The sequence below is a fragment of the Blastopirellula marina genome, from assembly GCF_002967715.1.
Taxonomy (GTDB): domain Bacteria; phylum Planctomycetota; class Planctomycetia; order Pirellulales; family Pirellulaceae; genus Bremerella; species Bremerella marina_B.
Window position 1 is genome coordinate 416,349 of record NZ_PUIA01000016.1, and the last position, 26,553, is coordinate 442,901.

Here is a 26,553-nt window from a genome sequence, read left to right on the forward strand (position 1 = left end):
TGCGAATGCAAAAACGCAGGGGAGCGCGAATTGCGATTCCCCTGCGTCGCTGATCCGCAGTCGAACTAGGTGGTGCCTTCTTCCACCTTCCAGGTGGCTTCGACCTTACCTTGGTTCGATCCGTCCTTACCGTACTGATTGTAGGTCCACTTGATTTCTTCAAAGTTCAAGCTGAACGATTCCGTTGGGACGGTACCGCTATCGTCGATCGCAGCACTGACGCTGTAACTGGTGACGATGACGTTTTTCATTTCCCACTGGAAGAACGGCAGACGCTTTCCCTTGTCGCCCAGCGACGTCGTCAGGTCGAGCTTGACGACCGGGTGGACCTTACCAGAGGCGACCGACTCGATGATTTTCGGAGTCGACTTGTCCATTTCTTTGACACAGACCAGGTCGTCGAAAACGGCACTTTGGACGTTACGCGACGAACCCGACTTGCCACGCTGCACCATGCGAGAAATTGCCTCGCTCACCGACAACAGGTTGATCCAGTTCTTGTGTTCCGAATCGGTGCTTTCCCCTGGAATGGCGTCGAAAAAGATGTAACCAGCCATTACTTAACTCTCCCTCAAATCGTGAAATGTGTTAGATGGAACGATGGAATCGGCTTTGGCTCATTTGTCCAATGCGAAACCCCTGTGTTTTAAACTCAGGTTGGCCTCGCTTCCCCTGAATGTATCTAGGTTTACGGCGCATCCCGGAAATCGTTGCGTGGTTTTCAGAAAGAATCTGGGAAAACATTTTCGACTGGGCACTCGATAGCAGTCGATTGCTATAATGCCTTGCAGGGAAATGCTTTATGGCAATAGTCCGGGGGTGTTGGCACCCAGAGAGGAGCGCGCTGAATGCCGACGTTTCGTGCAACGAACGCCCCTAAGGCGTGTTGGCGAGTTGCCCCAGGCCTTAAGTGTCTGAGAGGCGGCAAGTTCACTCGGGGCCGCTAAAGCCAAGTGATTACCACTTGGGGATCTGAACGTCGACTGTGAAGGATGGAGCCCCGGTGGTCAGTTGTTCACGTGTCCAAATTTCGATGCGTGGATCGGTAGCCGCTTCGACATCCGTCTTCGATTCATACATGAATCGATGGGTGACATTCAGGATCTGCTTCGTGTCCCCGGCAAGGGTATACGTTCGCTGAATTCGCGGTGGAGATGGTGTGATGGCTACCTGATGTGGCTGGATTCCCTGTGTGCCAGGTTCAACCCGCACGACAATGTGATACTTGTATTGGCCCAGGTTCGTCGACGATTCGACTTTGAAATTTCCAGACTCGAAGTCAGCACCACTATTGGTCACGTTGTTGACCAGCAGGTCTCTCAGCGAAATCGTCTTCTTGGGCTTAATTGGCTGTTCGAGTTGCGTGTAGACCTTCACTCGCGCCCATTTGGCGGCAGATTGCCATCGATTCAGGCGGATCAGGAATTCTGGGAACTGCGTTTCATTTCGAAGCAGTAAGTCACTGAAGTACCGTGTTTCAAAGACTTCGTTCGGAGCAAACGCGTTGGTAACGCTAGGTACGATTTCCGCCCAAACATGAAAGGGGCGGACCGTGAATTGCGTGTTGTTGGTGTTTTCGAGTCGGACTGGGATTTCAAGTGTATTGCTATCGGGGTCTGGGGCCTGAAAATTGAGAACGCGAGCCAGGTACTCGCCATCGTATTTCAAAGCATCGTTGACGGAAATACTTGCCTGAGCGGCTTCGTCGGCGGGGTCTTCGATGAAAACGAGTTGCTTGAGCTTACCATCGTAGGCCAGACGAACCTTCTCTCCGCCGCGAAGCTGAATCTTGGCCGTATCATCGGTGTGAAGTTCACGGACAGTATAGTCATGACGTTGATCATCGAAGCGATCGTTGGCGTACCAAATGGCACCGAAATCGTAAGGAACCGGATCTTTGGGGTCGTCGGTCCGCTGCACCGAGAAATAGATCCTCGTCTTAACCAATTCTTCGATTCGCTGCTTCAGCTGGATCTGCTGGTCTGCCGGCAGGAAGCCGCCTCGGCCACGATTCTTGGCTAACCACGCAATTTCGGTAAGCGTATTGGCAGTTGGCTTGGAGTTAGGATCGGTCTCTAAGTTGAGTGCTTGTTGTCCTAGTGCGAATCCCACGACCTGAAGCTGAGTATTTCGATATTTTGGCTTATCGAGTTCATCGATCAAGTTGATCGCGCTTGTGCGGAAGGGGAGGCCTTGTGGATCGTCTGCCTGATCGTTGGCACCATCGGTGATCACAATGATCTGGGTGGGTTTGCTAGGGTCGACCTCTTGAAGGGCCTGGTAAATCGAATAGTACAGGGGGGTCTCGCCGAAAGCTTGTAGTTCGTCGATCTTGTCCTGAATGGTCGCGACATCGACACCGGGTTCGTTGCGTCGTGGGGGGTGATCGAGCAGCGGTGCCAGGCTTTGGTTTTCCAGGGCCATAACGTCATTCGCCGGAACGATCCCTGGAGGCACATTCACGCCAGGGCGTTGGAATGCCTGATTGTTTGCATTCCAACCCACACGGCTTCCAAACGCATAGGTGAGCACACGGAATTTCCCTTTGGGGCTCGCCATCGTACCCAAAATATCTTTGAGTACTCCCTTCGCGACGCTCATGCGAGACGCAGGCGGGTTACCGGGAACCGTCTTCACCATCGTTGCCGAGCAATCCAAGATAAAGATGACATCCGCGGTGCCAGACAACTCGCCGGTCACCGAGACGGTGGGCTGACGGAACGGGAATGGATTGATATCGACTACTTGCGTAATGCTGTCAGGTCTTTGAGTGCCAGGGATATCGAATGGGAAATGTCGCGCATTCCCACGAAAACGAATCCGATCCGAACGGGACGTGGATTGAAAGATCTGCTTCGCTTTAATGATCTGCTCGAAGGGACGCCTTGATTGAGAGGGGACTGAAGGTTGTGTTTCAAACGGATGGCATGGCTCTACCGTGCCGCTTGAATTCCCAACGGCGATAGCGGTCTCATCGTTCACCAGCAAGTCAATCGCTGAGATGCCTCGCGGAATCGATTCGGGAAAGCGAATCACCATTCGATGCTTGATGTCGTCGGTCGATTCATTGATCGACTCGGGTTGGTTGACGAATTCATCGATCACGGCCCAGTTGCGATAATCGCTTCGCAGCTTGCTCAAGCGATTGATGACTTTGCCGGCTAACTCACTCGGAGCACTGGCCGACTCAAGACTGAAAGGGACGAGGAAGCTTTGCGATAGTCGGTCGAAGTAAGGATTGAGCGAGTCGTTGCCCCAGAAATCTTCCATCGCCCGATTGGCTGACCAGGCCAGATGTTCCTTCCGTTGAATACGAAATTCAATCTGGGAAGGTGTCTTTTCATTGCCATCCAGGCGAGAGCGATTGCGAACCACATACCCTGTAAACGCAGTTGCCTCGGCGGCATTCGGAGCACTCGGGAACGATTCGATTTGCCGCGTTGGCGACATCGAGCTTTCGAGTGCCTGCTCGACCACTTTCTCGGCGAAAACGACTGCCGGGCCACTCTCTTTCAGTAGCAATTCTGCATTCGCTTGACGGTCAGGACTGAGCGGAGCGATGCGATAATCAGACGTGCCCCCAGCCTGATTTAGGGCCAATTGCCAGGGGCCTTTTTCAAACGACGAGAGCCCAAGAATCAGCGGACTCATCGAATCGGGCTGGACGTTCACGTTGCCTAGCGATTGCCCCAGGATCGACTGCATCTTGGCCCGAAGCGAGTTGCGGTCATAGGTTGTCATCGAAGGGGTTAGCTTCGCGACGTAACGAACCCGCATCAGGTTGTAGATTTCCAGTAACGTTTCGGAGTCGGAGCGATCCTTGCCTCCTTGTGCGTCGATGATATCCTGCGACTCTCGATTGAGAAAACGGATGACATCGCTGTAGTTCTGGGTAATCTCATCGATCAACTGTTGGTCCGGCACTGCTACCTTGGTGTAGTCCGGACGGCTCTCTCCTTCCAGTTTTCGCGGAGTGAGCGCCCCTGCCAGTTCGTGGGCTTTTTCAAGGGCCGTGGTTACCTGACTCAATCGCAATTGACGATCGTCATTAGGGTAGGGGTGATGAGTCAGCCACGACAACAAGTACGGAGCCGACGCCCTGACGCTGTCGACGGCAACATACGCTTCGATCAACCGGGCTTTTTTCTTTTCTAACGCTTCCAATCCCTTCGATCCGTCGGTCAGACCCTGAATCAGATCGATCGTTTGCTCGGGCTGAAGGGCAAACAGACGGTCTTCCGCTTCGCGACGTACTTCGTCTGCGTTGTCGAGCCCTTGTTCAAGCCACGGGAACACACGCTGGTCTTCTACGAAGGCGATCTTTTCGATTCGGCGGCGGCACTGCAGGGCATCGACCATGGCATTGCGATAGTCGGTCGCTTCATAAGAACTTGCTTCGATTCCGAAGTTTGTCTGCATGGTTTGGAAGAAGTCTCGTAGCATGGCAAGAAACTCGACCTCAATGACATGCATCCCTTGGTTTTCGCCCTGCACTGGGGAGTTGGGAGCCGAGCTCAAATAGGCGAGGATCAAATTGATATTCGCAGGCGTCATGTCCCGCTGATTTTCCCGCGTATAGTGATCGAGAAGGAATTCTGCCGCGGCATAGTAGTCTTCGCAGGCCAGCGGTTTCGTCCGCTTTTCGGCGGACAGTTCTTTGTCTTTCTCTTCTTCTTCAATCTTGTCAGAGTTGGCCTTCAATTCCGCAAGCGTTGGGATCTTGGTAAGCGGCCCTGTGTGAGTCGAACGCCAACAGGCAAGACTGCTGAGCGGGAAGGGTTCAGCAGCGGCCAAATCACGTTGCAGACTGCTTCCCTGGTAGTAGGGCAGCTGAGAATTCAGGATGGCACTTTTTGCTCCGGTATCGTACTGAGCGAGTGTCATGGCCAGGTTGTCGATCGCTTGGTTGATGGCTTTCAGGCTTTGCGTAAGCTCGGATTGATAGGCAACGCCTGACTCGGCAAGACTCTCGGCCCGGGTCAGGTCGTATTGAATCAAGCTGAATCGGTAAGGTGCCAGCTTCAGCGCATCATGCTCTCCGAGTAGCTCGAGTGCTTCCCACATCTGCGATAGGCGTTCTTGTTCCGAGGTACCTGAACTTGCTGAATTGATGGGGCTAATCTGAAACTTGGCGTCACCTACGCGGCTTAGCAGCACCTGGTTAGGCCCAGGGGACTGGCCAATGGGAATCAAAAGGGGGACCTGGCGGGAATTGCGATGTTGGACGGCCCAGTCATCGACATTCTTCTGCAAATAGGCTTCAAGCTCTGCTAGAGAAACGCTGTCGTCGTCGACCGACGAGGGCATTTCGTTGGCTTCGCCCATGAGGCCACGTCCGAAGAAGAGGCCAAAATTCGTCCCCCCTTCAAACGGATTGGCCCACGACTTTTGCCCGTCGCTACTGGACAACAGCAGGAACGTGTTGGAAAGCTGAATGTCTTGAGGAAGCGTCTTGGCTAAAAGCTGGGTCGACGACGGGAAGTCGTTGTAAAGACGGTTTGCCGCCCATTGAGACTCCATGCGTCCCATGTCGAGCACCAAGAGCTTGTATGACTTGGGATACTTCTTGACTTTCGGATGGTCGGCGATCGCTCGAAGTATTGATTCCAGCGGTACGAGTTTGCCGCTTGCTTCAGGCTTTTCAGGCGACAGGGCCTGGCTGTCCTTGGCGACCAGGTAGGGAACACCATCGAAGTTGGTGATTCCGTGGCAGCTGAAATAAAAGATCCAGCCGCCAGGACGAGGACCTCCAGGACCGTTGGCGATTTCCAGGTATTTGGTGACTGCCGAAGTGAATTCTGATTCGTTCAAGTCGGCCCAAGGCTTTTTCTGTTCCGCCCCGGCTGCCATGCCTTGGCCGGCAACCAATTCGATATTGCTGGCCGAGTCCTCCATCGAGAGTGTGAAGTTGTTGCGATCTTCTTGGGCAAACGCATTGGGGGCCCACAGCGAGTCATCGTGCTCGAGCGTGGTCAAATGCATCATCGGGGTTTTCGTCGGTTGGCAGCCAATAATGGCGATGAACGAGCCAACCAATAGTACCAACGCGAAGAGCAGAAGGTTAAGAATGCCGATGTTCTTCGGCCCCTTTGCTTTGTTGTCTTGCAGGTAGGTCTTATCGGAACGATGCCCGCCGGTTGCCGGATCGTTCTTCCTGCGGCCGCGCCAATCCGAAGGGTCGCTAGACGGCTTGGAAGCAGGCTGAGGAGAATGGGCCGGTTTGCCTTTGGTATTCGGTTTACCTTTACCTTCACGCCAATCGGCCATGATACTCGCCTAGCTCCTATCTATTGCACACGGGAGTTCATCGAATTTCGGTCGCAATCGTTCTCTGGCGGTGATTGTAGAACAATCCTGATGCGTTTCCATCGAGGTTACCAGATAATCACTTCCCAAGAGAACGAGATTCTCCGAAAATCATGGACTCGATATGGTCTTCTGAGGCGGCAAGAACGAAAAACGCCACGTCTTGGATAGCCAATGACGTGGCGTTTGTGGCATTCAAACTTGCGGAGGCAGATCGACTAGCGAGCGATCGTAATCGAGCTACCTGGTCGCAGCACTCGCAGGGCCAACCCATCGACTGGGCTGACGTGAACCAGGCTGCCGTCGATCTTCATGACCTGCACCTTGCCGTCGATCGTATGTTCACCGCGTCGGCTGTGGACCTGAACGGCCAGCACTTCGCCAACAGCCACTTTCGCGGTCTTAGGCATGTGCATCACAGCGGTCTTGGCGTGATCCAGGACGAATTCAACTTTGGTGCTCACGGTCACAGGTTCCTTGGCTGCCGGAACTTCTGGAACGATGAAGGAGTCGTCAACCAGATCCTGAACGACCAGTGGTGCTGTCGTCGAGACTCCTTGAGCGGAAACCATCTTTACTTCCGACTTCTTGACGACCGCGGCAGGAACTGTGCCAGCGAAGCCGACGTTGATCGGAGCGTAGAAGTTGGTTTCAGGTGCCTTGGCCGGAGCCGCTGGAAGCGAGACGAAGTCAGCGTTTTGCAGCTTGGAATTCGAGGCTTCCATTGGGGTTGGTGGTGGAATCGGTGGCAGCGGTTCGCCAGCACCTGGGGCCGTTTCACGACCTGGTACTGGTGGCGTTGGAACCGTTTCACGTTTGTCGTCGGTCTTAGGTTCGACACTGATCGGTGGGCATGCCGACAGGGCTTGCATCGCGATCGCTCGGACTTCGGCCGAAGGTTCGTGCCAGCATCCGTCGGTTTCGCCGTAGGCCATGTCCTGCAGCTTCTCTTGGATTTTCTCGGTGCAGCAGCCGTTGCCACAACCATCTTGGCAGCAACAAGAGCCAGCCAATGCCAGGACGGTCTCAGCGGCCGTCTTACGCACTTCTTCCGTGCAGTCGTTCAGACCAGCCAGCAAAGCAGCTTCAACCTTGCCTTCTTTGTCGTAGCATCCACAACCGATGGTGGCGAGATACTTCAAGGCCTTGATCTTCTGTGGTGCTAGATCCTCTTCAGCCTTAATCTCGGCGGCAGCCTTGATCGCCGGATTTGGCGATTCCAGGTTGGCTGGGTCCGCTATGCGCTTGAGAGGTGGAGTTCGTTCGCGCTGCGGATTGTTACCGCGACGGTTCACCCAGTTGGCATTGGCGGCATCAAATGCCTGAGGAATGCCGAGCTTGTTCCAGACCGTAACGGTTGGAGGAGCGGAGTGAATTGCACATCCGTTAGCGAACATGGCTACGCACGCAAGTACGGCGTACGGCAGAGATGGCCTGACCATGGGTAACTTCCTGTTGTTTATGACGCAAGTTCGAGGAATGCCTTTGGGGGTGGTCATTTCAAATGCACGGGATCAACGGGCATTAAAATTCCCCCCCACATGCACTACCATCGGAGTCCATGTCCCATAAAAACAGTATTCAAGATGCTTGCGCCATGATCTCCCTAAATTGCGAGCTCGACTAAATCCGCAATGTCTGCCAGTATTCCCAGGTCGAGTGCTGTTATTGGGAAGCTATAGAGCCTGGGGAGACTATTGCGGCAAAGCGAATGCTAGCGATGCAATCAGCTTGAATTGGCGGAAAATACCTAGTCGAACTTCAGTTTGTAGACTGGGGCGTTCTCTTTGGCCGGGGTTGCTTCGGCTTCGGTCTCGGTCGATTTGATTCCGCCTGAGGATTGCCGACCGCTCGATACAAGCGTGTATTTTGTTCCCGGCTTAAGCATGTCGCTCTCAAACACCCATGTCACGCCGTCGGCGTCCAGGCGAGGTTGAACGGGAACCTCTTTGATGCTCGGTTGGTACTGCGGATCGGTGGCAGGACGTCCGTTCACGAAGACAACCTGGGCCTTAATGATCATGGGCTGCATCGGCCCCCCGGCATTCATAGGAGCGTTGCTCTTGGGGCCAACTCGAACGATCAGGTCCAGAGGAGCCGACTTCAAATCCGCGCGATTCACTGCCCGTACTCTTAGCTTTTGGGTGGTGCCGGCATCCCACTTCAAATCCTCGGGCCTTATGGTCAAAAGAAACTGGGGAATCCTCAGGAAGGTGTCGTTAGGATTGGGCAGGATATTGCCAACCAACGGTTCCAACTTCAATGGCTTGTCGGCAATCGTATCGCCAGGGCCAGGCGAACCGTACTCTAAGTACTTAATGCCCGAATCGTTGTCTTGAGTAGGGATCGTCACCTTGAGGCCTTCGTTAACCGGAATCGTCAGTGGCGACGGTTGAATATTGATTGTGGGAGGATCCTTGTCGATCACGACCGGAATTCTTAAATCGTTTACCTGCTTTGTGCCGTTGTATATCTCGACGACGAAATCGCCAACGAACGTCTCGTAGGTTTTCGCACTCAACCCCTTGGCGACAACGTCTTGCAGGGTTGCCGTAATCACGAGTGGGCCTTCTGCCTGGGCTGCCGTCAATTCGGCCGAGAAGGACCGGTTCGAATAAATTGTTTCCGTGAAATTCAACCGAGCAGACTCAAATCCGTTACCTTTTTCCAGCAACCCCAGCTGAATTTTGTCGGGTTTGATCTCGCTGGCACCATTGAAGCTGTTGGTATCGGTCGAAATCGCCAACATCCAATCGATGGTTTCGATATTGGGTGGAAGGATGATCGGAAGCCGACTGTCCGCCCAGGACGAGGCCATGACATCGACGGCAGGTGACGGTTTTTCTTCGTCTTCGATGTGCGGCAAATAAGCGTCTAGGCGTAAAGCCTCGAATCCGGCCGAGGCATCGGCATCCAGCTTTCCGGAATCCAAATCCATTACATTTCTAAACGCGCGACGCAGCGTCGGAAGCTTCTCGGCACAGGCAATGTCCAGCAGAATGGGACGTCGGACAGGCTTGGTTCCATCCAGGTTAAGAATCGCTCCCAAGGTGGCCGTCGCTTCAGGTGAAGAAATCGTGCCGAATGCCTGACGCTTGATCAGTTCCGAGTCTTCAAACGTATCTTGCCACTTCCAGTCCCACTCTACGCGAATCGGAACCTTGGCCAAATTATGGGGGAGGCTCGGAAAACCAAACAGCCTCTCTTCATCCCACGTAGCGGTCGGAAGAGAATGCTCGCCGGTGATTGGCTGAACGATCATCTCCAGTCGAGAAAGCTTGTCTACCGGCAAGACCGACGTTTGCACGTCCAAGTAAGACTGCGGCGCACGAGGAACCCACTCGATCCACCGCATCCAGCGGACCGGGTTGTTGTTGACGTCCTTGTTTTCCAGATCTTCGATGACCACCAGCAAGCCATTTGAAATATCGGTCGGGGTGACCTTGCCCCCGATACCCGGCTTGCCATCGGGGCCAGGTGGGCCAGGGGGACCGGTGAATTTCAGCCATTGGCAGCGATCCGGCTGAACCGTGTCATTTACGATTCGTCCCCGTTCTCGGGTCGATGGTGGTGGGATTTGGTCGTACGAGGCCAGGCTGACATCGCTTGCGACGCCTGTGGGAAGAAAGTCGTTACCCAGGGTAATGGTAGGGCGTTCGTAGGTGGCCACACGCCAGGGAGTGATCTCGGCTTCTTGACTGTTTGCACCACCGTCGAGTGGCTTGCGATGGTACTGGTCCGAGAAAATCCGTCCTGTCGGCATCAGGCTCGTCTCAGGTCGAACGACAGGGTAGATCGAGACTTTCACCTTGCGGTTGATTCGCGAGCGATTGATCAGCCCCAGGTTGAATTCCGACTCCCGGTTATCGAACAGGGGAATCTGGACGCGTTGTCCGTAGTAAATACCTGCCCCAGAGGCACCCGTTTGCTGAACGACGACATCGACCTCCTCGGCCCAGGGAAGCGAAACATTGAGCTTGCATGATCGACTCGACTCGGCACCAGGCGGAATGTACTTCGCGGGGATCGTAAAGACGATCGGCTCGCTTTGGGCCGCACGAATATCGGCCATGTTTCGTCGCGAGGCATTCTTTTCGCGGTCGATCCTGGCAGAGACACTACCTCGGATTGTAATCGGGCCGCTGGCATCAATGTTATAGTCCAGCGTGTCGCCGGACGCGGCGAGGTCTTCGTTCTTAAACGATACGTCTAAAACGGTTCGGTCATATTCCAGGTTGAAAACAACTTTCCCAGGGGGGAAGTTGGCCGCCACCAATTCGATCTCGAAGTCAACTTTCTCGGCGATGCGATCGAGTTGCAGCGATTGCGTCTCTTTGCCAGGACGGACCGTTAGTCGCGGGATCTTCTCCTTCACAGGAAAGCGGAAGGGGAGGGGAGAGACTTCTCCAACAATTTGCGGCGTGTCCCGCCAGTCGAGCGAACGCACGCGGACCTGGTAAAGAACCTGGCTGCGATACTCGGCATCGGCAGGCATGTTGGCTTGAATTGTTTCACCCAATTCGATGAACGGAGCGGCCGAGTCGTCGCTCGGAGGACTGCCTGCCCCGGCGATCTTCAGATAAAGAGTTCTCAATTTCTCCATGCTGGCCTCGGAAGCACGCGGCAGCATCGCTGTTGACAGGCGGGCCAGAAACGGCGTCGAGTTATCGATGTACGTGTAATCGGGAACGGGTTGCTGCGAGAACTGGCGGAGCGAGTCGGCCATCTTCTTGCGATCGGCTGCCGTGGGCATCGCCGTTTGTAGATACCCGATAAGACGCAGGGCGTCGGCCATCTGGGCGTTCAGGTTCGACGACTCTTGATTGCGCGGCACGATCGTCATGTCCGCATTGCCAAATCGTCGCATCCCGTCGAGATCGGTCAGCGAACCATTGATGATGCTCGCCATCGGCAGATGGGTTAGTTCAGGTCCATCGGGGCCATGCGCAGGAACTTCGAGCATGCCGATCGTTACGTCATGAATATCTTTGAGTAACAATTCATAACGAGCCAATGTCGAGTCGCTACCGGTGTGCTCGAACATTTGCGTTAGTTCCGGAACGTGGTAAACACAATAATTCCAGCCCAGAATCGCATCGCGAGCCTTGATCCCGTCATCGGTCAAGTCGGCACTCCAGGCCAGTTGATACGGTGTGTCGACGAACTTGTTCCAGGCTTGAATGAGGTTGTCGGCCGGCGAGTCCCCCAAGGGAGAGGTAATCTGCACTTTCCGTTGTTCAGGAAGATGGGCCAGGAGGACTTCCAACTGATTCTTCATCTCAGCCAGGTGTGCTGCTTCGACGTCACCCGATTCGAACAGCAGACGAAACTGGTAACCGATCAGGTAATCGTCCAGTCGACGGAAGTATTGAGGGGCGAAGTCGATCGGACTCCAGATCATATCGCCGCGGCGGGAAGGTGGCTGAGCCAGTTGCTCTCGCAGATGCCATACTTCGTCGAGGGTTGCCCAGCGTGGGTCTTTTTCCTTATCCGCTTCCCCATCCTGCTTGGCATCGTCTTTCTCGGCGTCAGGTTGAGTTTCAGACGGCGGGGGAGATTCCTTTTCCTTAGAATCTTCCGAGGCTTCTTCCTCGCCTTCTTTCTTAGGTTCTTCCTGGTAGTATCGACAGACAAACTTGGCAGGGAAGTTCTTCGTAAGAATTCCTTGCCCACCTTGAAACAGACGCGGCGTCTGGGCGATGACCCCTTCGCCGAGGTGGTTTTGGACGCGCACACAGATGTGGTGATACAACTCGTTTAGATCTAACGCATTGTCGCCAGAGATATCGCTGATCCCCTTGCCAGTCAACGCTTCCTGGACGGCTTGCGAAAAGATCGAGTTTCTTTGAAGCGATAAAGAGAGTGACTTCTGGCCGTTCTCGTGCGAGGTAATCAAGAACAAGTTCGGGTCTTTGCGCCCTCGCATTTCGCTTTCGAGGGCCGAGGTGAAGTTGTTCTCATAAAGATCGATCCGACCGTCCGTCACAATCGTGCCGGCATCGAGCAAGACCAACTTCAGCGGGCAATTTGCCGTCTCCATCCAATCGAGCACGTCACTTAGCGGAAGGACTCCACGGCTTTCCCAGTTTGCCAGCGTCTTTCGCAGGAAAGTTTGAGTGGCTACCACTACGTGCGGCGTGCCTTCGACGTCATACCTCAGCGTATGCGCTTGAATATAAAGGACGCAGGCATCGTGTTGACCGGGTAGGTTGCCGCTAGCGACTTGAGCTGCCAGTTGATTGATGGGAGGGAGGGACTTCTCCAGGGCAATGCCCCCCATGTGAAACGACTTGGGATCGTGATTGCCATCCAAGGCCAACTCTTGGGCTACAGAGCTATGAACCAGCGGCATGGTTGCCCCGAGATCGTATTCGACGCGATCCGCGGCAAAGAAGTAAGTCCGCTGTTGGGCTGGGGGTAACAGAAACCAAACGAGCACGCCGACGAGGATCAGAAAGAGCGTCGCCACAAAGAACAGGCGAACCATCCGGTTCATCGGCTGACCGCCTTTGGATGGGCGGTGCTTCCAATCCTGCTTCATGCCGGGAGTCAGCTTGGCCATGGTGAATCTCGTGCTACGGCGTTGTGTTCAGTGGGCGGTCGCTGCGGAACGGTTCTCGTCCGAAAGAAACGATGCCGCAGATTACACTTCCGGTCATTAAATCACACCCACAGGGGGTTGCAAGTCAGCGAGTCTTGGTTGCCGGATTGTTAAAGTCGATTTCCCAGCGAAATCCTGATCTCTTGGCAAACAAAAAAAGCGGACCGCCTGGCAGCGGTCCGCTTCTCGTTTCTGGTTGGAATCAGTGGTTACGGACGAACCAGCAAGGAAGCATTCGCCAGGCGCTTGAGCACCTCGTCGACCGCCTTGCCCATGACCTCGTCCATGGAGATACCTTGCGGCTTCTCGCCTTTCTGTTGAATGACCAGCTTGCCTTCGTCGACCAGCCGTTTCAGTTCTTCGACAAGCTGATCCTTTGATCGCGTGCCGTCCATGAGCGGCACTAAATGCTTAGAAAGGTCATCGACATTGACCGTTTCGTGTCGGCAACTGGTCAGGCGGTTCGTGCTTTCGGCCTGCATACGAGCCACCGCCGAGGTCTTGGGGAACTCAGGGATATCAGCCGTGTACATCGAAGGATTGTACTGCAGTTCAACAATCCCGCTCACTGTCATATGGATGAGATTGGTCGCCAGCGATCGCTTGAGCGCTTCAATCTTCGACGCATCCGCAATGACACCGTCGACCATCTTATCCAACGCGTTCTGGAAAAGATCGTCGAACGCGACGGCACATGGGTAGGCTTCTTTGAGCTTCGTAACCGTTTCGATCACCAGCGGATCTTGCGTCGTCATCGTTTGGCGAGTCACCGGATTGGCGAACGTTCGCGGTTCGCCAGGCTGCGGCATTTTGCCCTTTTCCGCATGTTCGTCCATGTTGCCGGTGAAGTACGATCCTTCCAGCGATTCGAGTTTGAGTGCTCGCGAGACAGGGGCGTCTTTGTTGCACAGCAATGTTTGCCGGAAGGTTCGATTGCGGACGAAGTCGGCATATTGCTCGCGCTGCACGATATCAGGGGCAATGCGCTCGAGCGTTTGAGCGATTTCCTTGGGGAAATTGCCGATCCACATTGTCGCCAACTGCGATTCCCCCAGGTACTGCAGGTCGTAGTTTTTGGCCCGCTCGATGAACTCGTGGAAGTAGATCGGCGTGTTGTCCTTCTCGAGATGCTCGTGGAACAGGTAGTTGTCCGACTGGCGACGCAGCAGTTGCAGTTCGCTGTTGAGCAACATCCCATAGGCCCCCTTATCGGCCGAAACGCTCTTGGCCAGGAACTCGAGCAAAGCACGCGACTGCTGAATGCGTCGCGGAGCGTCTTTCAGGTTGCGGACATGATAGTTCATCATGTCGCGAATCATGCCCCGCAAGTGCCACCCGGGATAGGTGTTGTAGCTGATGTAGGCGATCCCGTTCTCGTTCATGTTTTTCTGGCAGATCTCGAAGATCTTCTCTTGAACGTTCTCAGGAATCCAGGAAAAGACGCCGTGCACGATAATATAGTCGAACTTGCCCATCGATTCGTCGATGTCGGTGCAGTCCATGTGCTTCAGTTCGATGTTCGTCAGTCCGAGCGCATCGATGTTGAGCTGGCCCCGCTCGATTTGTTTTTTGGAAAGATCGACACCAATGAACTGGCTTTCCGGCAAAGACTCGGCCATCGGAATGAGGTTGCCGCCGGCAGCACAGCCAATTTCTAAGACGCGGCAGTTCTCGATAGCCGCTGGTTTGATCCCGAATAGGTTGCCCACGCTTGCCAGGCGTTCTGGGTGAGATTGGCGAAAAGGGTGGCTGGGGTACGGGACGACATCGTAGCTGTACTCTTCTTCGGCCAGCGATTGCTGTTGCAAGTTATCGGCAGTGCTCATGAGCTCTTTTCACGAAGGGGTCAGAAGAATGGGATAAGGTAACAGGGCCCGAATGCCCTTGTTTGCTTAAGGTTTCATTCTTCCCTCAAATGGGGAAAGTGTCGTGGGCAAAGTCGCGAAACTCCCCGAATTCTTCCGGTTTTCCGGGGGATTCTTGGCGATTGCAGTCATCGAGACAGTTGGGGTAAACCGCGGGGTATGCGCGATACTGCCGGTTAAATGGTTTTTGACGGAGCCGATCGATCTTATTGACCTCTTATCAGGCGGCACGTTCTTTAAACTTCATTGCTTGAAAGCCTTAGGACGTAATTGTTTGACGAGGCACTTAGATACTGATCTAATCGATGATTGGATCCGTTCCCCCTAAATTAGGCGCAAGTTTTATCATCATGTTGGTTGTCCTTGAGGTGGTTGTCGGCTCGGAGGTCGGACGCCAAATCAAAATTCCGCAAGATCGAACGTGCAAAATTGGACGCACGAACTACTCGGATGAGGCCTTCACCGACGACGTGATGATGTCCGGCCAACACTTCGAGATTCGCAACGACGGAAAGTATTGCTGGCTTCGCGATCTCGAGAGCCGTAACGGAACCCGCGTGGACGATGACTTTGTCAAAGAGAGCCTGGTCATTCGGGACGGACAGAAGGTCTTCGCTGGACGAACCGAGTTCACGGTCAAGATCGAAGGGGGAGCCAAGAGTCCCTACGAGTCGACGAGCATCGGTACTTTCGAACCGGTTCGCAATCGTTCGCTCATGTCGACCACGTTCGGCAGTCAGATTTTATCAGAGGATGATCCCCGTTTCCCTAAGTCCGAATCGCCCCCCTCGGGGCAACCACACCCTGCACCTCCTGGGCCACCCATGCCGCCGGTAGCTCCGGGGCCGCCTCCAGCCGGCATGCCTGGGCAGCCGATGGGTGGTAACTTTGAGTTTGCTGATTCTGGGGATGCCCCAAATTTTTCTACGCCAGGAAACTTCACTCCGCCCGAATTCGCCAAGCCCGATACAGGCACCGCTCCTGGCACAGCACCGGGGTATCCACCAGGTTTTCCACCCGCCGGTAGTCCGCCACCGCCAGGGCCAACTCCGCATGGCACTTCGAAAAGTCCTCCGTGGGCGCATCCAGCACCCATGCCGGTAACGCCGGGGCAACCGATGCCAGGGCAAGTCACGCCGGGGCAATTGCCGCCAGGGTCGCCATCTCCCGGACAGCCGCAGTTCCCACCGCCACACAAACGAGGTGGCGACGACGGACCTGTCTTTAAGTTCGCCAGAGGGGGTGGAGAAGGTGCCCCGGCTGGACCACCACCTGGAATGCCACCAGGTTTCCGGCATACGCCAGGCACGCCACCGGGTACACCGCCAGGAAGTCCAGGCGGCGGAGATCCACGATTTCAGGCACCTCCTACGATACATCCTCCGTCGGTCGGTGGGGCACCTCCAAGTTTTGAAGCTCCCCAGCAACCACCGCGGGAAACGCCTTCAAGCTTTGCTCCCCCTCCACCAGAAAGACCATTACCACCAGGAACGCCGCCTGTTCCTCCAGGTACACCCTCGGGTGGCTTTCCCGATTTCGATGAGCCCTCGGGACCACCTCAGTTTTCCAGTTTCACTTCGCCTCCGGTCTCCCCAGATCCAGCGCCTCCCGAGCACAAGTTAGGCCCACCTGGCAGTCATCATGTGCCGCCCTGGGAAGCTCAGGGAGGGTTTGGAGAGGGCCGAAATCCCAATCTTGATTTCGAGGGGGATGACTTCGGTCCCAACACGGGGCCGGCGCTCGATTTTGGCGACGAACCCGATGAGGAAGATGAACCGCTGTTTGGTCCCCCATCGTTCGCCGGGGGAAGCGGACCATCGTTTACCAATCAAATGGGACCTGCCGGCGGAAATCCTAACCTGGTTGGATTTTCGTCAGATGAACCACCGGCAAATAAGTTTACGGGGCCGCCATCGGAAGAAGCATCGTTCCCTCCGATAGGCAGTCCCCCAAACATCGTCGAGCCCACCGCTCCATCTCCTTCATCGAACTGGCGCATTCCCGATTACGTTTCCGCAGCTCCTCCACCATCGCAAATCGACGAGGGAAAGCAGGACGCGGGCAGAACCTCGCCCGATTCGGTACGCGGCCTGTGCTTCAAAGAGGAAACAGCAGACTCCGGCTATCCGGTCTATCACAGCATTATCGAAGGAGTCCCCCAGGTTCCATTTTCACCATTCGCTTTGATCAGCGAATTGTCGAAGATTGCCAAGCCGGTTCTGTCGATTCATTTCATGCGAGCCGAAATGCAGATCCCCGAGGATTTGCAAGGAACACCCCTGCGCGGCGATTTGGATCCTAAGTTTGCCGCACTCGGCGGGCCAATGCTCTACTGTCCGGAAGATCTTGAACCGTTTCGAGAGATCATTGGTGAGTTGTGGGGCCTGGATGCGATTAGCTGCATGTTTACCACGGGAGATCCCCAGGGAATTGTCGATCATTTCCGGGAAGGCCTGTTTGCTCCCAAGCGAGGCGACCTGCCTGGCCCCGGACCTGGCCCGCAGTTCTTTGCCGTCTTTTCACCAAATCTGTTGACCACCTTTTTGTCGCAGCGCGATCAAGATACGGTCGACCAGTTATTGGGTAACGAGGTCGTCGGCGTTTTGGCTGAAGTGGCCGATATGCCCGACAGTTGGCAGTTGTTCACCAAAAAATCGTGGGCTGAACCGCTTAAGAAGCTGGGCATGAATCGCGTTGTCGAGCAGCCTCAATAGTTCGGCACCACGTTACAACCTGAAGCAAGGCAATGTCGGGGAAGACATCATGGCGGAAATTCAAGTTGGCGGTTCGCGTTCTCATGCTCCGGAGGTCAATGAGAAGACACCGCTGCATATCTTGCTGATTGGCAATTTCCGGGGCACCGGACACGAGTCGGAACGTAAGAGCCCCAAGCCGGTTTGCGTCGATCGCGACAATCTATACGAGTTGCCTGAAAAGCTGGGCGTTCGTCTCGATGGCATCCTGGCCTCCGCCGATGGCCAGACCGAGGATATCGAGTTCCAAGAGTTCGAGGACTTCGAGCCCGATGAATTGTTCGAGAAGCTGACGCTCTTCGAGAATCTCCGCACGCTTCGTCGTCGTCTGCAAAACCCTAAGCATTTTGATGCCGCTGCCGCGGAAGTCATGGCCTGGGCACCCAAGCAGGAAGAAACGCCCGCGAGTGCTCCTGTCGAAGCGTCCCCCGTATCGGCAGCGGCCCCCGGTTCGGAAGATCTTTTCGCGGACGTTCTCTCGCAATCGACTGACGCCAGTGGTTCTCCTCTGGAAACCGGCAACTGGGGAGCTTTCATCGAAGAGGTCCTCTCCGGCAGCAATATTCAAAAGGTCGATCCACGCCAGGACGAACTAGTCGCTGTCGTCGATCAAGCCATCCAGGAAACGATGCGGCGAGTACTACAAGGGCCGAAGTTTCACGCCTTGGAAATGAACTGGCGGGGCCTGCGGATGTTGACCTTCCAGGTCGAAACGCACGCCAAGCTGAAGATCTATATCCTCGATACCACGGCCCAGGCATTCCGCGAAATGCTGCAAAGCGAAAACTGGCAGACCAGTTGGCTGGCGGAAACGATCACGATGCCCGCCAAGACACCCGGGGCCACGCCGTGGGGCTTGGTTGGCTGCCTGTTTCCTTTCGGAGTGAATGAGGACGACCTCATCCTGGCGGCAAAGCTGGGTGACATCTGCCAGTCCGCCGGAGCCGCTGCCGCGATCGAGTTGCGGGCCACGAAAGATCAGTGGCTCGATCCGGAATCCTCCCTTCACGAGGCCTGGAATGCCAGCCGCATGACACGGCCGATGCTCAACGTCACCGGCCTCTGGCCAAGAGTGCAATTGCGGCTGCCATACGGCAAGAAGTACAAGTCGACCGATAGCTTCGACTTCGAAGAGGTCTCTAAGCCGGGCGGAAGTCAACTCGCCTGGGGCAGCCCCGTGTGGTTGGCCTGTGCGGCGGTGGGTAACGGCTACAACGAATCAGGCTGGGGCCTGGACACTTCCGCGGTTTCGCAGTTCAGCGATTTGCCGGTCTACTACGATCCGGCAGATGATGGAGACGCCCATCCATGCGGCGAGTACCTGCTGACCGACGAAGAATCGGCCAAGCTGATGGATATCGGCTTGAGCCCCGTGATCTCGTTCAAGAACCAGGACCGGGTCCAGATTCGCGGCCTGCAATCGCTACGCGGCGGCAAATTGCAAGGGTCATGGAAGTAGTGACTTCCGTTGGCCGCATGAAAAAAAACAGGGACAGCACCGACGTGCCATCCCTGGTTCCAATTCGAACTCTTGGAGCAGTGGGTAACCTGAGAGCTTACCGACCCAAGATGTACGCGAACATCAGCGGAGCCACGATCGAAGCGTCCGAGTTGATCATGAACTTGGGGCTTTCCTTGCTCAGCTTGTACCAGGTGATCTTTTCATTGGGGACCGCACCACTGTACGAGCCGAACGACGTGGTCGAGTCCGAGATCTGGCAGAAGTAGCTCCACAGACTCGATTCACGCAGTTCCAGGTCTTGCAGGATCAGCGGAACGGCACAGATCGCGAAGTCGCCAGCGATACCGCCGCCAATCTGATAGAAGCCGATGCCTTTCTTTTCGTGCTCGAGGTACCACTTCACCAGGTCTTGCATCATGCGGGTACCTGGGTGAATCACGTTGTGCGTGGACAGGGTGCCGTCGTAAACGCGAGCCGCAAAGATGTTACCCAGCGTCGAGTCTTCCCAGCCTGGGGTAAAGACCGGAATTCCCTTTTCGTAAGCAGCCAGAACCCAGCTGTTTTCCGGCGGGATCTGGTAGTGCTCTTGAAGTTTGCCGTCTTTGATCAGACGGAAGAAGTAATCGGTCGGGAAGTGCTGCTCACCCTTTTCGTCCGCTTCTTTCCAGTACTCGAGCAGGTTGTGCTCGAAGTGGCGAATCACCGTTTCGGGGATACACGTGTCCGTCACGCGGTTGAAGCCACCTTCGCGGAGCTGGAATTCATCTTCCGGCGAAAGGTCGCGGTAGTTCGGACACAGCTCGTATTCGTCGTGGGCGACCAGATTGAAGAAGTCTTCTTCAAAGTTGGCTGCCGTGCAGCTGATCGCGTGCACCTTGTCCTGGCGAATCATTTCTGCCAGCGAGATGCCCAGTTCGGCGGTGCTCATGGCACCGGCGATGGACATGAACATCTTGCCACCACCTTCAACCATCGACTTATACGTCTTGGCTGCTTCCACCATCTCGCGAGCGTTAAAATGGCGGTAATGCTTTTCCATAAACGCACTGATGCTCATCGACAATCTCCTGACGAAAGATGGGTAAAAACCCTGGTCAAACATGGTGGATGCAAGGCGCGAAATTATACCAGGGGGGGAAAGAGTGTGAAATCGGGGCGAACCTGTTCCAGATGTGCGTTCTCCCGTATTTCTGAGCGTTATTTCCCGTGGGTCTCGGGCCCTCAAGCCATATGAAGATTATTTCCATCGCCGAACAGCCTTGCTGGCACCTTCCCTTTCTTAACGCAGGGAAAGGGCCTGGGGGATTCTATCGAGAAATACTTACCGTTCAGACAGGCCTCGTCGATAAGTTGCCGGAGGGGCTCGACGCCATCGTTGCCACGGCCGATCTTCAAGGGAGAGAGACTTTCGACTCGGCTGGTGGCGGCCCGCTGCGGCTACTGGGGGAAGTTCTGCCCCGAATTTTGGCAACGGAAATACTCCCCGAACTCGGCATCGATTCGCAGCGAACCGGCGTGATACTCGCTGGCGATTTATACACGGTTCCTGCGCTTGACAAGCGTGGTGGATCTGGCGATGTGACCACCGTCTGGCAGGCATTTGGTCGCGAGTTTCAATGGGTAACAGGCGTTGCCGGCAATCACGATACTTTTGGTGAATATTACCGACCAGCTTCGCGCATGGGGCATAAAATTCATTATCTGGATGGTGAAGAAGTCCGCCTAAGTGGTCTTTGTATCGCGGGAATTGGCGGGATTGTTGGTAATCCCAGGCGGCCTCAAAGGAAGACCGATCAGCAGTTTGCCGAGTGCCTGGAACGCTGCATTCACGATAATCTCGACATCTTGATTCTGCACGATGGGCCAGGTGTTCCGGATCAGGGGCTTAAGGGCTCGGCTCTGATTCGGATGACGGTCGATTTGCTTCCACCGCGGCTGATTATTCGAGGGCACGCCCACTGGGAGACACCGCTGGCCCAGCTTCCCCGAGGAACGGATGTTCTCAATGTTGACGGTCGCGTCATAATTCTTCGCGTATGTAATAAGAAGTCGTCGACGTAAGCGAACACCTCGTCAGAACCCGCTCGTCGAGACTTACCTCTCTGTCCTGAGTTCCATCGGGACATAGAATAGTCGTGAGTCACGTTGTGCCTGTCGATATCGAGAGTGATCCCTTATGGTTTACGTCGCAGCCGTTTTACTCATGCTGGTCAACTCGGTTGCCTGGCTGACGACCTTCGTCACGCTGCCAGGTAACTGGATCTTGTTGCTATTTACCGTCTTATATGCCTATTTTCTGCCGGCTGGTTATTACCCTCGCATTAGCTGGACCGTGGTAATCGTGATTGCCGTGCTGGCCGTGATCGGGGAAATCGTTGAATTCCTGGCCGGGGCTGCCGGCGCGGCGAAGCAGGGGGGAAGCCGCTGGGGCGTGTTCTTATCGCTCGTGGGGGCATTCGTCGGTAGCCTGGCGGGGGCCATCCTGCTGAGCTTCATCCCCATTCTGGGAACGATGATCGGCGCGCTTTTGGGTGGCGCACTGGGAGCGTTCGGCGGGGCCTGGCTCGGCGAGCACAACACCGACAAGAGCCATGAAGAGCGAATGGCGATTGGTCAAGGTGCGTTTATTGGACGCATCCTAGGGACGGTTGGCAAGTTGATTGTCGGCGTGATCATGCTGGTGTTGGTCACGCTCGATTCGTTTTTTGATCTGAAGAAGGAGCCGATCCCCAAGCAGGTTTCCTCCGAAGCGGAGGTGGGCTACCTCTTCAAGATGAAGTCGAAGGTCGTCGAGTCGTCCCCCACGTCAGCTGACAGATCGGTCGTGTCGACCGACATGTAACGGTCCGGGACGTTCTGGGCGTACTTCATCTCAGGCGGCGACATGCCGTCTTTCGACTTCACTTCGATTTCCGTCGGTTCGATCATTACCTGGTAACTGCCTGCTGGGAGTTCCAGCGTGTAGCTGCCGTCTTCTTCAATAACCCCCTGGGCGGCTGTTCCAGTGGTGGTGTCTTCGAAGGAAACGAACCCGCCGCTCATGGGCTTTTTACCCAGGGTCACTGTTCCGTCGACAGAATACATCTTAGTACCAGACTCGCTACATCCGACCAAAAGGCCGAATGCGAGCAGCCAAAGACCATACCTGGCCATATCGCGCACTCCGATAAAGCGTGTTCGAGAATGAGAGAAAAGATACAAATAAGAGCGAGGAGTGACGCGCTGCCTCGCGTCACTCCTCAAGATGCAACTCGGCCTGGTTACGGAAACTGAACCGGATTGCCATCGTCTCGATTGGCTAAGTTTTTCACGACAGAAAGCGAGGCGGTTTCCGGTATGAATCGAACCGAAGCATCGCTGACAATCACGAGTGAGCCGCCTGGATGGGCCGATTGAACCGGAGTGTTACAGCGTGTGGCTTTGGCCCAGTTGCCTCCAATCACCTTTGTATTGATGCCTTGGCGAATGGTGGTCACGTTGTAACAGCGGTCGTCTTCGCCGCCTGAGCCCCACGAGTTATCGGCTCCTGATGGGCGGGTATAGTTCTTCGAGCCCATGTACCAACCACTGTTGGCATGTGCGCGTGCATCGAAGGTTGTGTTCGTACCGCTCTTGGTGAAGCCGGACTGCTCGCCAATGCAGAAAGTATTGGACGTTCCGTCGGTGATGTCGCGGAACGACACCCCCAGTTGCTGCCGGAAGACACCCCCATCGGAAAAATGGCTGTTGCTTTCCGCCGCGCGATCTCGTCGCGAATGATTGTTCGCTCCGGCTACAAACACGTAGTCGATCTGTTGGATCTGGCGGCTGTTCTGGGCTTTGAAGCGTGCCAGAGGACTCGAAGGGCACCAATACGCTTCCACCGAAAGTTCGTGCACCGCGTCTCGAATCGGAGCCGCATTGCCAGAACCCAGCCAGAAGTTGCGATTGAAGTTGTTCGATGTCTGGCTGATGCGATCGTGCAGCGAAGACTGCTCGATGAATGGAAGCAGGAACACCCAGCCGGTTGGGCCATGCCCACCGCCTGCCGGATCGCCATCTTCCGGGGCAACCGAGCAGGGAGGCATCTCCCCGAAGGTATCGTGATAGTTATGCAGGCCCAAACCAATCTGCTTCAGGTTATTGCTGCAACTCATCCGCCGAGCCGCTTCCCGGGCTTGCTGAACCGCTGGAAGCAAGAGGGCAATTAAGACTCCAATGATGGCAATTACCACCAACAATTCCACGAGTGTGAATCCGCGCGTTTTCACAACGACGTCCTCCCAGATGAAGAGAAAAGAAAAGTAAAATCTGGATAGAAAAGACTAGACGTTTGATCTTACGGGATATCAACCTGCGTTTTCAACGCGATTTTGCACATTTCGAAACATAAAAGCAGAATTCAGCTCCATTAAGCCAGTTCCTGTGGCTCACTAGGGCTATTTAAGGGGAGATAGCCCAACTTAATTCGCAAGGTGCTTGGTCATTAGCTTGCGAATGGTATTTATGTTTCGCATCGTGTGTGAGGGGAGCTTAAGGGCCTTCATTTCGGGCAGGTGTCACATACTTGAGAATCCGACATACGTCCCTTTCGCAGCCAATCGAGCTCTCGATCGGCCACTCGGAATTCGTCTTCGACCGTTTTGGCTGCTGCCAGATTCTGAGCCAATTCAACAGGTAGTTTCTTTGCGAAGAGCGAAACGTGAAAGTTCCAGTCAGGCTCGTTCTGCTGCAGGAAAACCTCTCGCTGGGCAGCCTGTTGCGAAACGGTGGCTCTGATCAACGTTTCTTAGCTGGAAGCATCATCCGAAATGACTTCCCCCAGGATCGGGACATTCGAGATCGGCGGATGCAGCCAGGCGGCGAACACTTGGGTGAGGATCGGCATCACCAGCCAGGCCAATGTCACGGTGACGAAGATGGTCGTGATGGCCGTCGCCACCAGGCTGTGCAGACTGCTCAAAGCAGGTGGCAAAACATTACCCCAGAACAGCACCGAAGGGTACACGCCTAGCCAGGTGATGGCCGCCATCTTCCAACGCGCAGGGCTAAGCTTAGGGTCGCGGAAGAAGGCCTCCAGACCATGTAGCTTGCGACGGGTCGCTTCCTCAACCACGAGCGACTTGGTCAGCTCGTGAAAGTTGCGGAACCGTGCCGATTGATAGAACGCATCGCACGATGCCTGATCTTCAAACGATCTCAGAATCCCATACTCGCAGCCATGCGTCCCGGGGACCGGGGCCAACAGCAATACACCGGCCGTACCTGGTTCGTGCAGCGATTCTCGGGCAAAGTCACGCAGGGCGGCCTCGTACTCTGCCTCCATGCCAGGCTTGGCTTGGTGAGTAATCGCAACATGAACATGACTCATGTGGGCCTCGACTTGAGCTTCTTATGCGAACAGCGATAACCGGCGGAAATGCGCGCACTGACAGCGCCTTGCATTGGGACACGGTACGTGGCGATCGGTTCGCAATCAAGGGAAGTTCAAATGCGTTCCAGTTCGAGTTGCTCGAAGAACGGGTGCTGCTCCTGCGGGCCATGGGCGCTGTGGGCAGTGGCAAAGTCGGGGATCGTGGGTTGCTCCTGAGGAGGGGACAACCACGGCCGAAAGACACGCGTTAAGAATGGCATGATGATCCAAGCCAGCGACGCAACGACAAAAACGTTGACGATCGCCCGAATCAACAGATCAGGTAGAAAGCCGATTAACGGAGGAATGGTCATCGAAAAGAGCAAGGCACTGGGAAACACACCCAGCCATGTGACGATGAACATCTTCCACTTCGGAGGACTAAGCCGTGGATCGTGAAAAAAAACTTCCAGCCCATTCAGGGGTCGACGTTTGGCATCGTCCGCTACCAGGGGCCGCGTACGCTGGTGAAATTCTCGATAACGGTCCGAGTTATAAAATGCCTCACACGATGCGCGGTCTTCAAACGTGCGAAGGATTCCATATTCTTTGCCTAGCGTGCCAGGCGCAGGTGCCAACAGCAGAACGCCTGAAGCCCCCGGCTCGTCCAGCGACTGCTTCGCGAACTCGCGCAAAGCGGCCTCGTATTCTTTCTCTTTACCAGGCCTAGCCTGATGGGTGATAGCAATGTGAAACTGGCCCATGCTCAAATTCCTTGGATTGATCACACGTTGACCACTCGCTTCCGCCAAGCAGCAACTAGCGTTTCAGGGCTGCAAACTCCACACCAAAGTCCCTCTCGGAGGTGGTCTTTTCATGCTCAGCATGTCGAAAGGACTCGGTAGAGGAGTGTTAAACCACTCTTCGCCCAGAAACCAGCCGTCAGAAGTCTAGAAGGGAATAACTCAGCAGCTAAGAACCTCGGGTGAATTCGTGATGAAGTCTTCGCAGCGAGTCGCTTGCTGTCGCGATGGTCGTTTTCTTATGCAGCTTGGCTGAATGGTGCTTATCTCTTCGTCAACAGCCTGGGCAGGGCTGTGCCTGCGGGTCGTTCTCGAGAGGGATAGGGTGATAATTGGATGTGCAATTGGTGGCGAATCGGATATCGCGAGTGTTGCCATATATTAAGAACGCCCATGCATGCAGTGCTTCGTCTCATTTCGTGAGAACGACGATTTTCTACGCAACCAATCCCTTTTCTCGGCGATAACGCTTCCATAACTGGAGGATCTCTTTTCGCCAAGGATTCAGATTATGTGGAAGATTAGCGCGTCGGTGGGAAGTTACGAGAGCGGAGCCACAAATCATGCGGCCGACGTGACGACCGTTCAAAAGATGTTGACCGAGATTGCCAAGAAGACGGCAAATCCCAGCTTCGATCCTAAGGGGATCGACGGAAAAATCTCCCGCGTAGGGGCAACTTCAAACACGGTGAAAGCCATTATTAGCTTCCAGGCGAGACGGGTTGGTCTGGCGAAGCCGGATGGACGCATCGATGTCGGGGGCAAAACATGGAAAGCGATGACGAGCGTGATTGGCTCGGTAGCCCCTCCGACGGCCAAACCGATTCCCGTCGGTGGCCTGATCACACTGACCGTCCAGCATGGCGGTAAGATGCCTACAAAAACGAAGCGTAAGGGAAACGAGGCCGCGACCTTCAATGGGATGTACGAGTCTACCTTTACGCTCTCTGGCGGTGGAGTCAGCGGTACCTTCCGCGGGTCGATTTGGCCCGATGATATGACGGTCAAAGGACGTGTTATCGACGGCACGTATCCGCTCCACATCGGCTTTCACAAAGGGGGAAGTGCCGCCAAGCAAGGGGCTGATAAGCTGGTCATGATGCGGGAAGGCATTCGGCCAGGGTTGCTGGTCAACATGCGAAAGCCGGTTAACGTGCAAAGCGATAACTCGGCCAAGACCACATCGCAGGGGATCAACGTCCATAACGGATTCAACAACAATCGCGGGTCGGATGGTTGTTTAACTTTGGAACCGAACGACTGGCCCCGCTTCATTCAGATCTTTCTGGATGGGTTCCCCGATATCAACGACTGGCATGCCATGTATACCAATACCGGCAAGAAGATCGGTCAGCTAGTCATCAAGGCTTAACAGGCACACCAACAAAAAAATGGCCAGACGACAAGCAGTCGACCGGCCATTGGTATGCG

The 26,553-nt window shown here is 55.1% G+C and carries 16 protein-coding genes; 5 read left to right on the top strand and 11 right to left on the bottom strand.

Annotation, left to right across the window (positions count from 1 at the left end):
* Positions 1-65: 65 nt before the first annotated feature.
* From C5Y96_RS03505 to C5Y96_RS03525, 5 genes are all read right to left on the bottom strand, one after another.
* The gene (locus C5Y96_RS03505) at positions 66-557 is read right to left on the bottom strand and encodes an Hcp family type VI secretion system effector (RefSeq protein ID WP_105350151.1); all 492 of its coding nucleotides are present in this window, start codon (positions 555-557) and stop codon (positions 66-68) included.
* Positions 558-957: 400 nt separating this feature from the next.
* Positions 958-6,267 (bottom strand): hypothetical protein, encoded by a 5,310-nt coding sequence (locus C5Y96_RS03510; RefSeq protein ID WP_105350152.1) that lies wholly within the window; start codon positions 6,265-6,267, stop codon positions 958-960.
* A gap of 257 nt (positions 6,268-6,524) precedes the next feature.
* On the bottom strand, positions 6,525-7,748 hold the full coding sequence (locus C5Y96_RS03515) for a hypothetical protein (protein ID WP_105350153.1): 1,224 nt from the start codon (positions 7,746-7,748) through the stop codon (positions 6,525-6,527).
* Positions 7,749-8,056: 308 nt separating this feature from the next.
* Positions 8,057-12,868 (bottom strand): hypothetical protein, encoded by a 4,812-nt coding sequence (locus C5Y96_RS03520; RefSeq protein ID WP_105350154.1) that lies wholly within the window; start codon positions 12,866-12,868, stop codon positions 8,057-8,059.
* Positions 12,869-13,116: 248 nt separating this feature from the next.
* Positions 13,117-14,733 carry a methyltransferase regulatory domain-containing protein gene (locus C5Y96_RS03525; protein WP_105350155.1) on the bottom strand — a complete coding sequence of 539 codons (1,617 nt, stop codon included), beginning with the start codon at positions 14,731-14,733 and terminating at the stop codon, positions 13,117-13,119.
* 389 nt (positions 14,734-15,122) lie between these two features.
* Here C5Y96_RS03525 and C5Y96_RS03535 point away from each other — a divergent pair, with 389 nt between their 5' ends.
* Positions 15,123-17,486, top strand: a complete 2,364-nt coding sequence (locus C5Y96_RS03535; protein ID WP_158261079.1) for an FHA domain-containing protein — start codon at positions 15,123-15,125, stop codon at positions 17,484-17,486.
* Entirely contained in the window at positions 17,467-18,984 is a 1,518-nt protein-coding gene (locus tag C5Y96_RS03540) for a type VI secretion system contractile sheath domain-containing protein (RefSeq protein ID WP_105350158.1), read from the top strand. The genes C5Y96_RS03535 and C5Y96_RS03540 overlap by 20 nt, the downstream gene beginning before the upstream one ends.
* A 97-nt stretch (positions 18,985-19,081) precedes the next feature.
* On the opposite strand, the gene C5Y96_RS03545 is transcribed toward C5Y96_RS03540, so the two are convergent.
* A complete protein-coding gene (locus C5Y96_RS03545; RefSeq protein WP_105350159.1) occupies positions 19,082-20,044 on the bottom strand; it encodes a deoxyhypusine synthase family protein in 963 nt (320 codons plus the stop codon).
* Positions 20,045-20,217: 173 nt separating this feature from the next.
* Here C5Y96_RS03545 and C5Y96_RS03550 point away from each other — a divergent pair, with 173 nt between their 5' ends.
* Both C5Y96_RS03550 and C5Y96_RS03555 read left to right on the top strand, forming a co-directional pair.
* On the top strand, positions 20,218-21,048 hold the full coding sequence (locus C5Y96_RS03550) for a metallophosphoesterase (protein WP_105350160.1): 831 nt from the start codon (positions 20,218-20,220) through the stop codon (positions 21,046-21,048).
* A 115-nt stretch (positions 21,049-21,163) separates the two neighbouring features.
* Entirely contained in the window at positions 21,164-21,829 is a 666-nt protein-coding gene (locus tag C5Y96_RS03555) for a DUF456 domain-containing protein (RefSeq protein ID WP_105350161.1), read from the top strand.
* Here the strand turns inward: C5Y96_RS03555 and C5Y96_RS27005 are convergent.
* The 5 genes from C5Y96_RS27005 to C5Y96_RS03575 all read right to left on the bottom strand — a co-directional run bounded on the left by C5Y96_RS27005 (position 21,748) and on the right by C5Y96_RS03575 (position 25,083).
* Positions 21,748-22,140 (bottom strand): carboxypeptidase-like regulatory domain-containing protein, encoded by a 393-nt coding sequence (locus C5Y96_RS27005; RefSeq protein ID WP_146115500.1) that lies wholly within the window; start codon positions 22,138-22,140, stop codon positions 21,748-21,750. The genes C5Y96_RS03555 and C5Y96_RS27005 overlap by 82 nt on opposite strands.
* A 107-nt stretch (positions 22,141-22,247) precedes the next feature.
* Complete coding sequence (locus C5Y96_RS03560) at positions 22,248-23,237, bottom strand: DUF1559 domain-containing protein (protein WP_105350162.1); 990 nt, start codon at positions 23,235-23,237, stop codon at positions 22,248-22,250.
* 272 nt (positions 23,238-23,509) lie between these two features.
* Positions 23,510-23,749 carry a hypothetical protein gene (locus C5Y96_RS03565; protein ID WP_105350163.1) on the bottom strand — a complete coding sequence of 80 codons (240 nt, stop codon included), beginning with the start codon at positions 23,747-23,749 and terminating at the stop codon, positions 23,510-23,512.
* 6 nt (positions 23,750-23,755) lie between these two features.
* Positions 23,756-24,337, bottom strand: a complete 582-nt coding sequence (locus tag C5Y96_RS03570; RefSeq protein WP_105350164.1) for an antibiotic biosynthesis monooxygenase — start codon at positions 24,335-24,337, stop codon at positions 23,756-23,758.
* A gap of 116 nt (positions 24,338-24,453) precedes the next feature.
* Positions 24,454-25,083: an antibiotic biosynthesis monooxygenase gene (locus tag C5Y96_RS03575; RefSeq protein WP_105350165.1), complete on the bottom strand. Its 630-nt coding sequence runs from the start codon at positions 25,081-25,083 to the stop codon at positions 24,454-24,456.
* A gap of 550 nt (positions 25,084-25,633) precedes the next feature.
* On the opposite strand from C5Y96_RS03575, the gene C5Y96_RS03580 reads away from it, so the two are divergent.
* On the top strand, positions 25,634-26,494 hold the full coding sequence (locus tag C5Y96_RS03580) for a peptidoglycan-binding protein (RefSeq protein WP_105350166.1): 861 nt from the start codon (positions 25,634-25,636) through the stop codon (positions 26,492-26,494).
* Positions 26,495-26,553 lie beyond the last annotated feature (59 nt).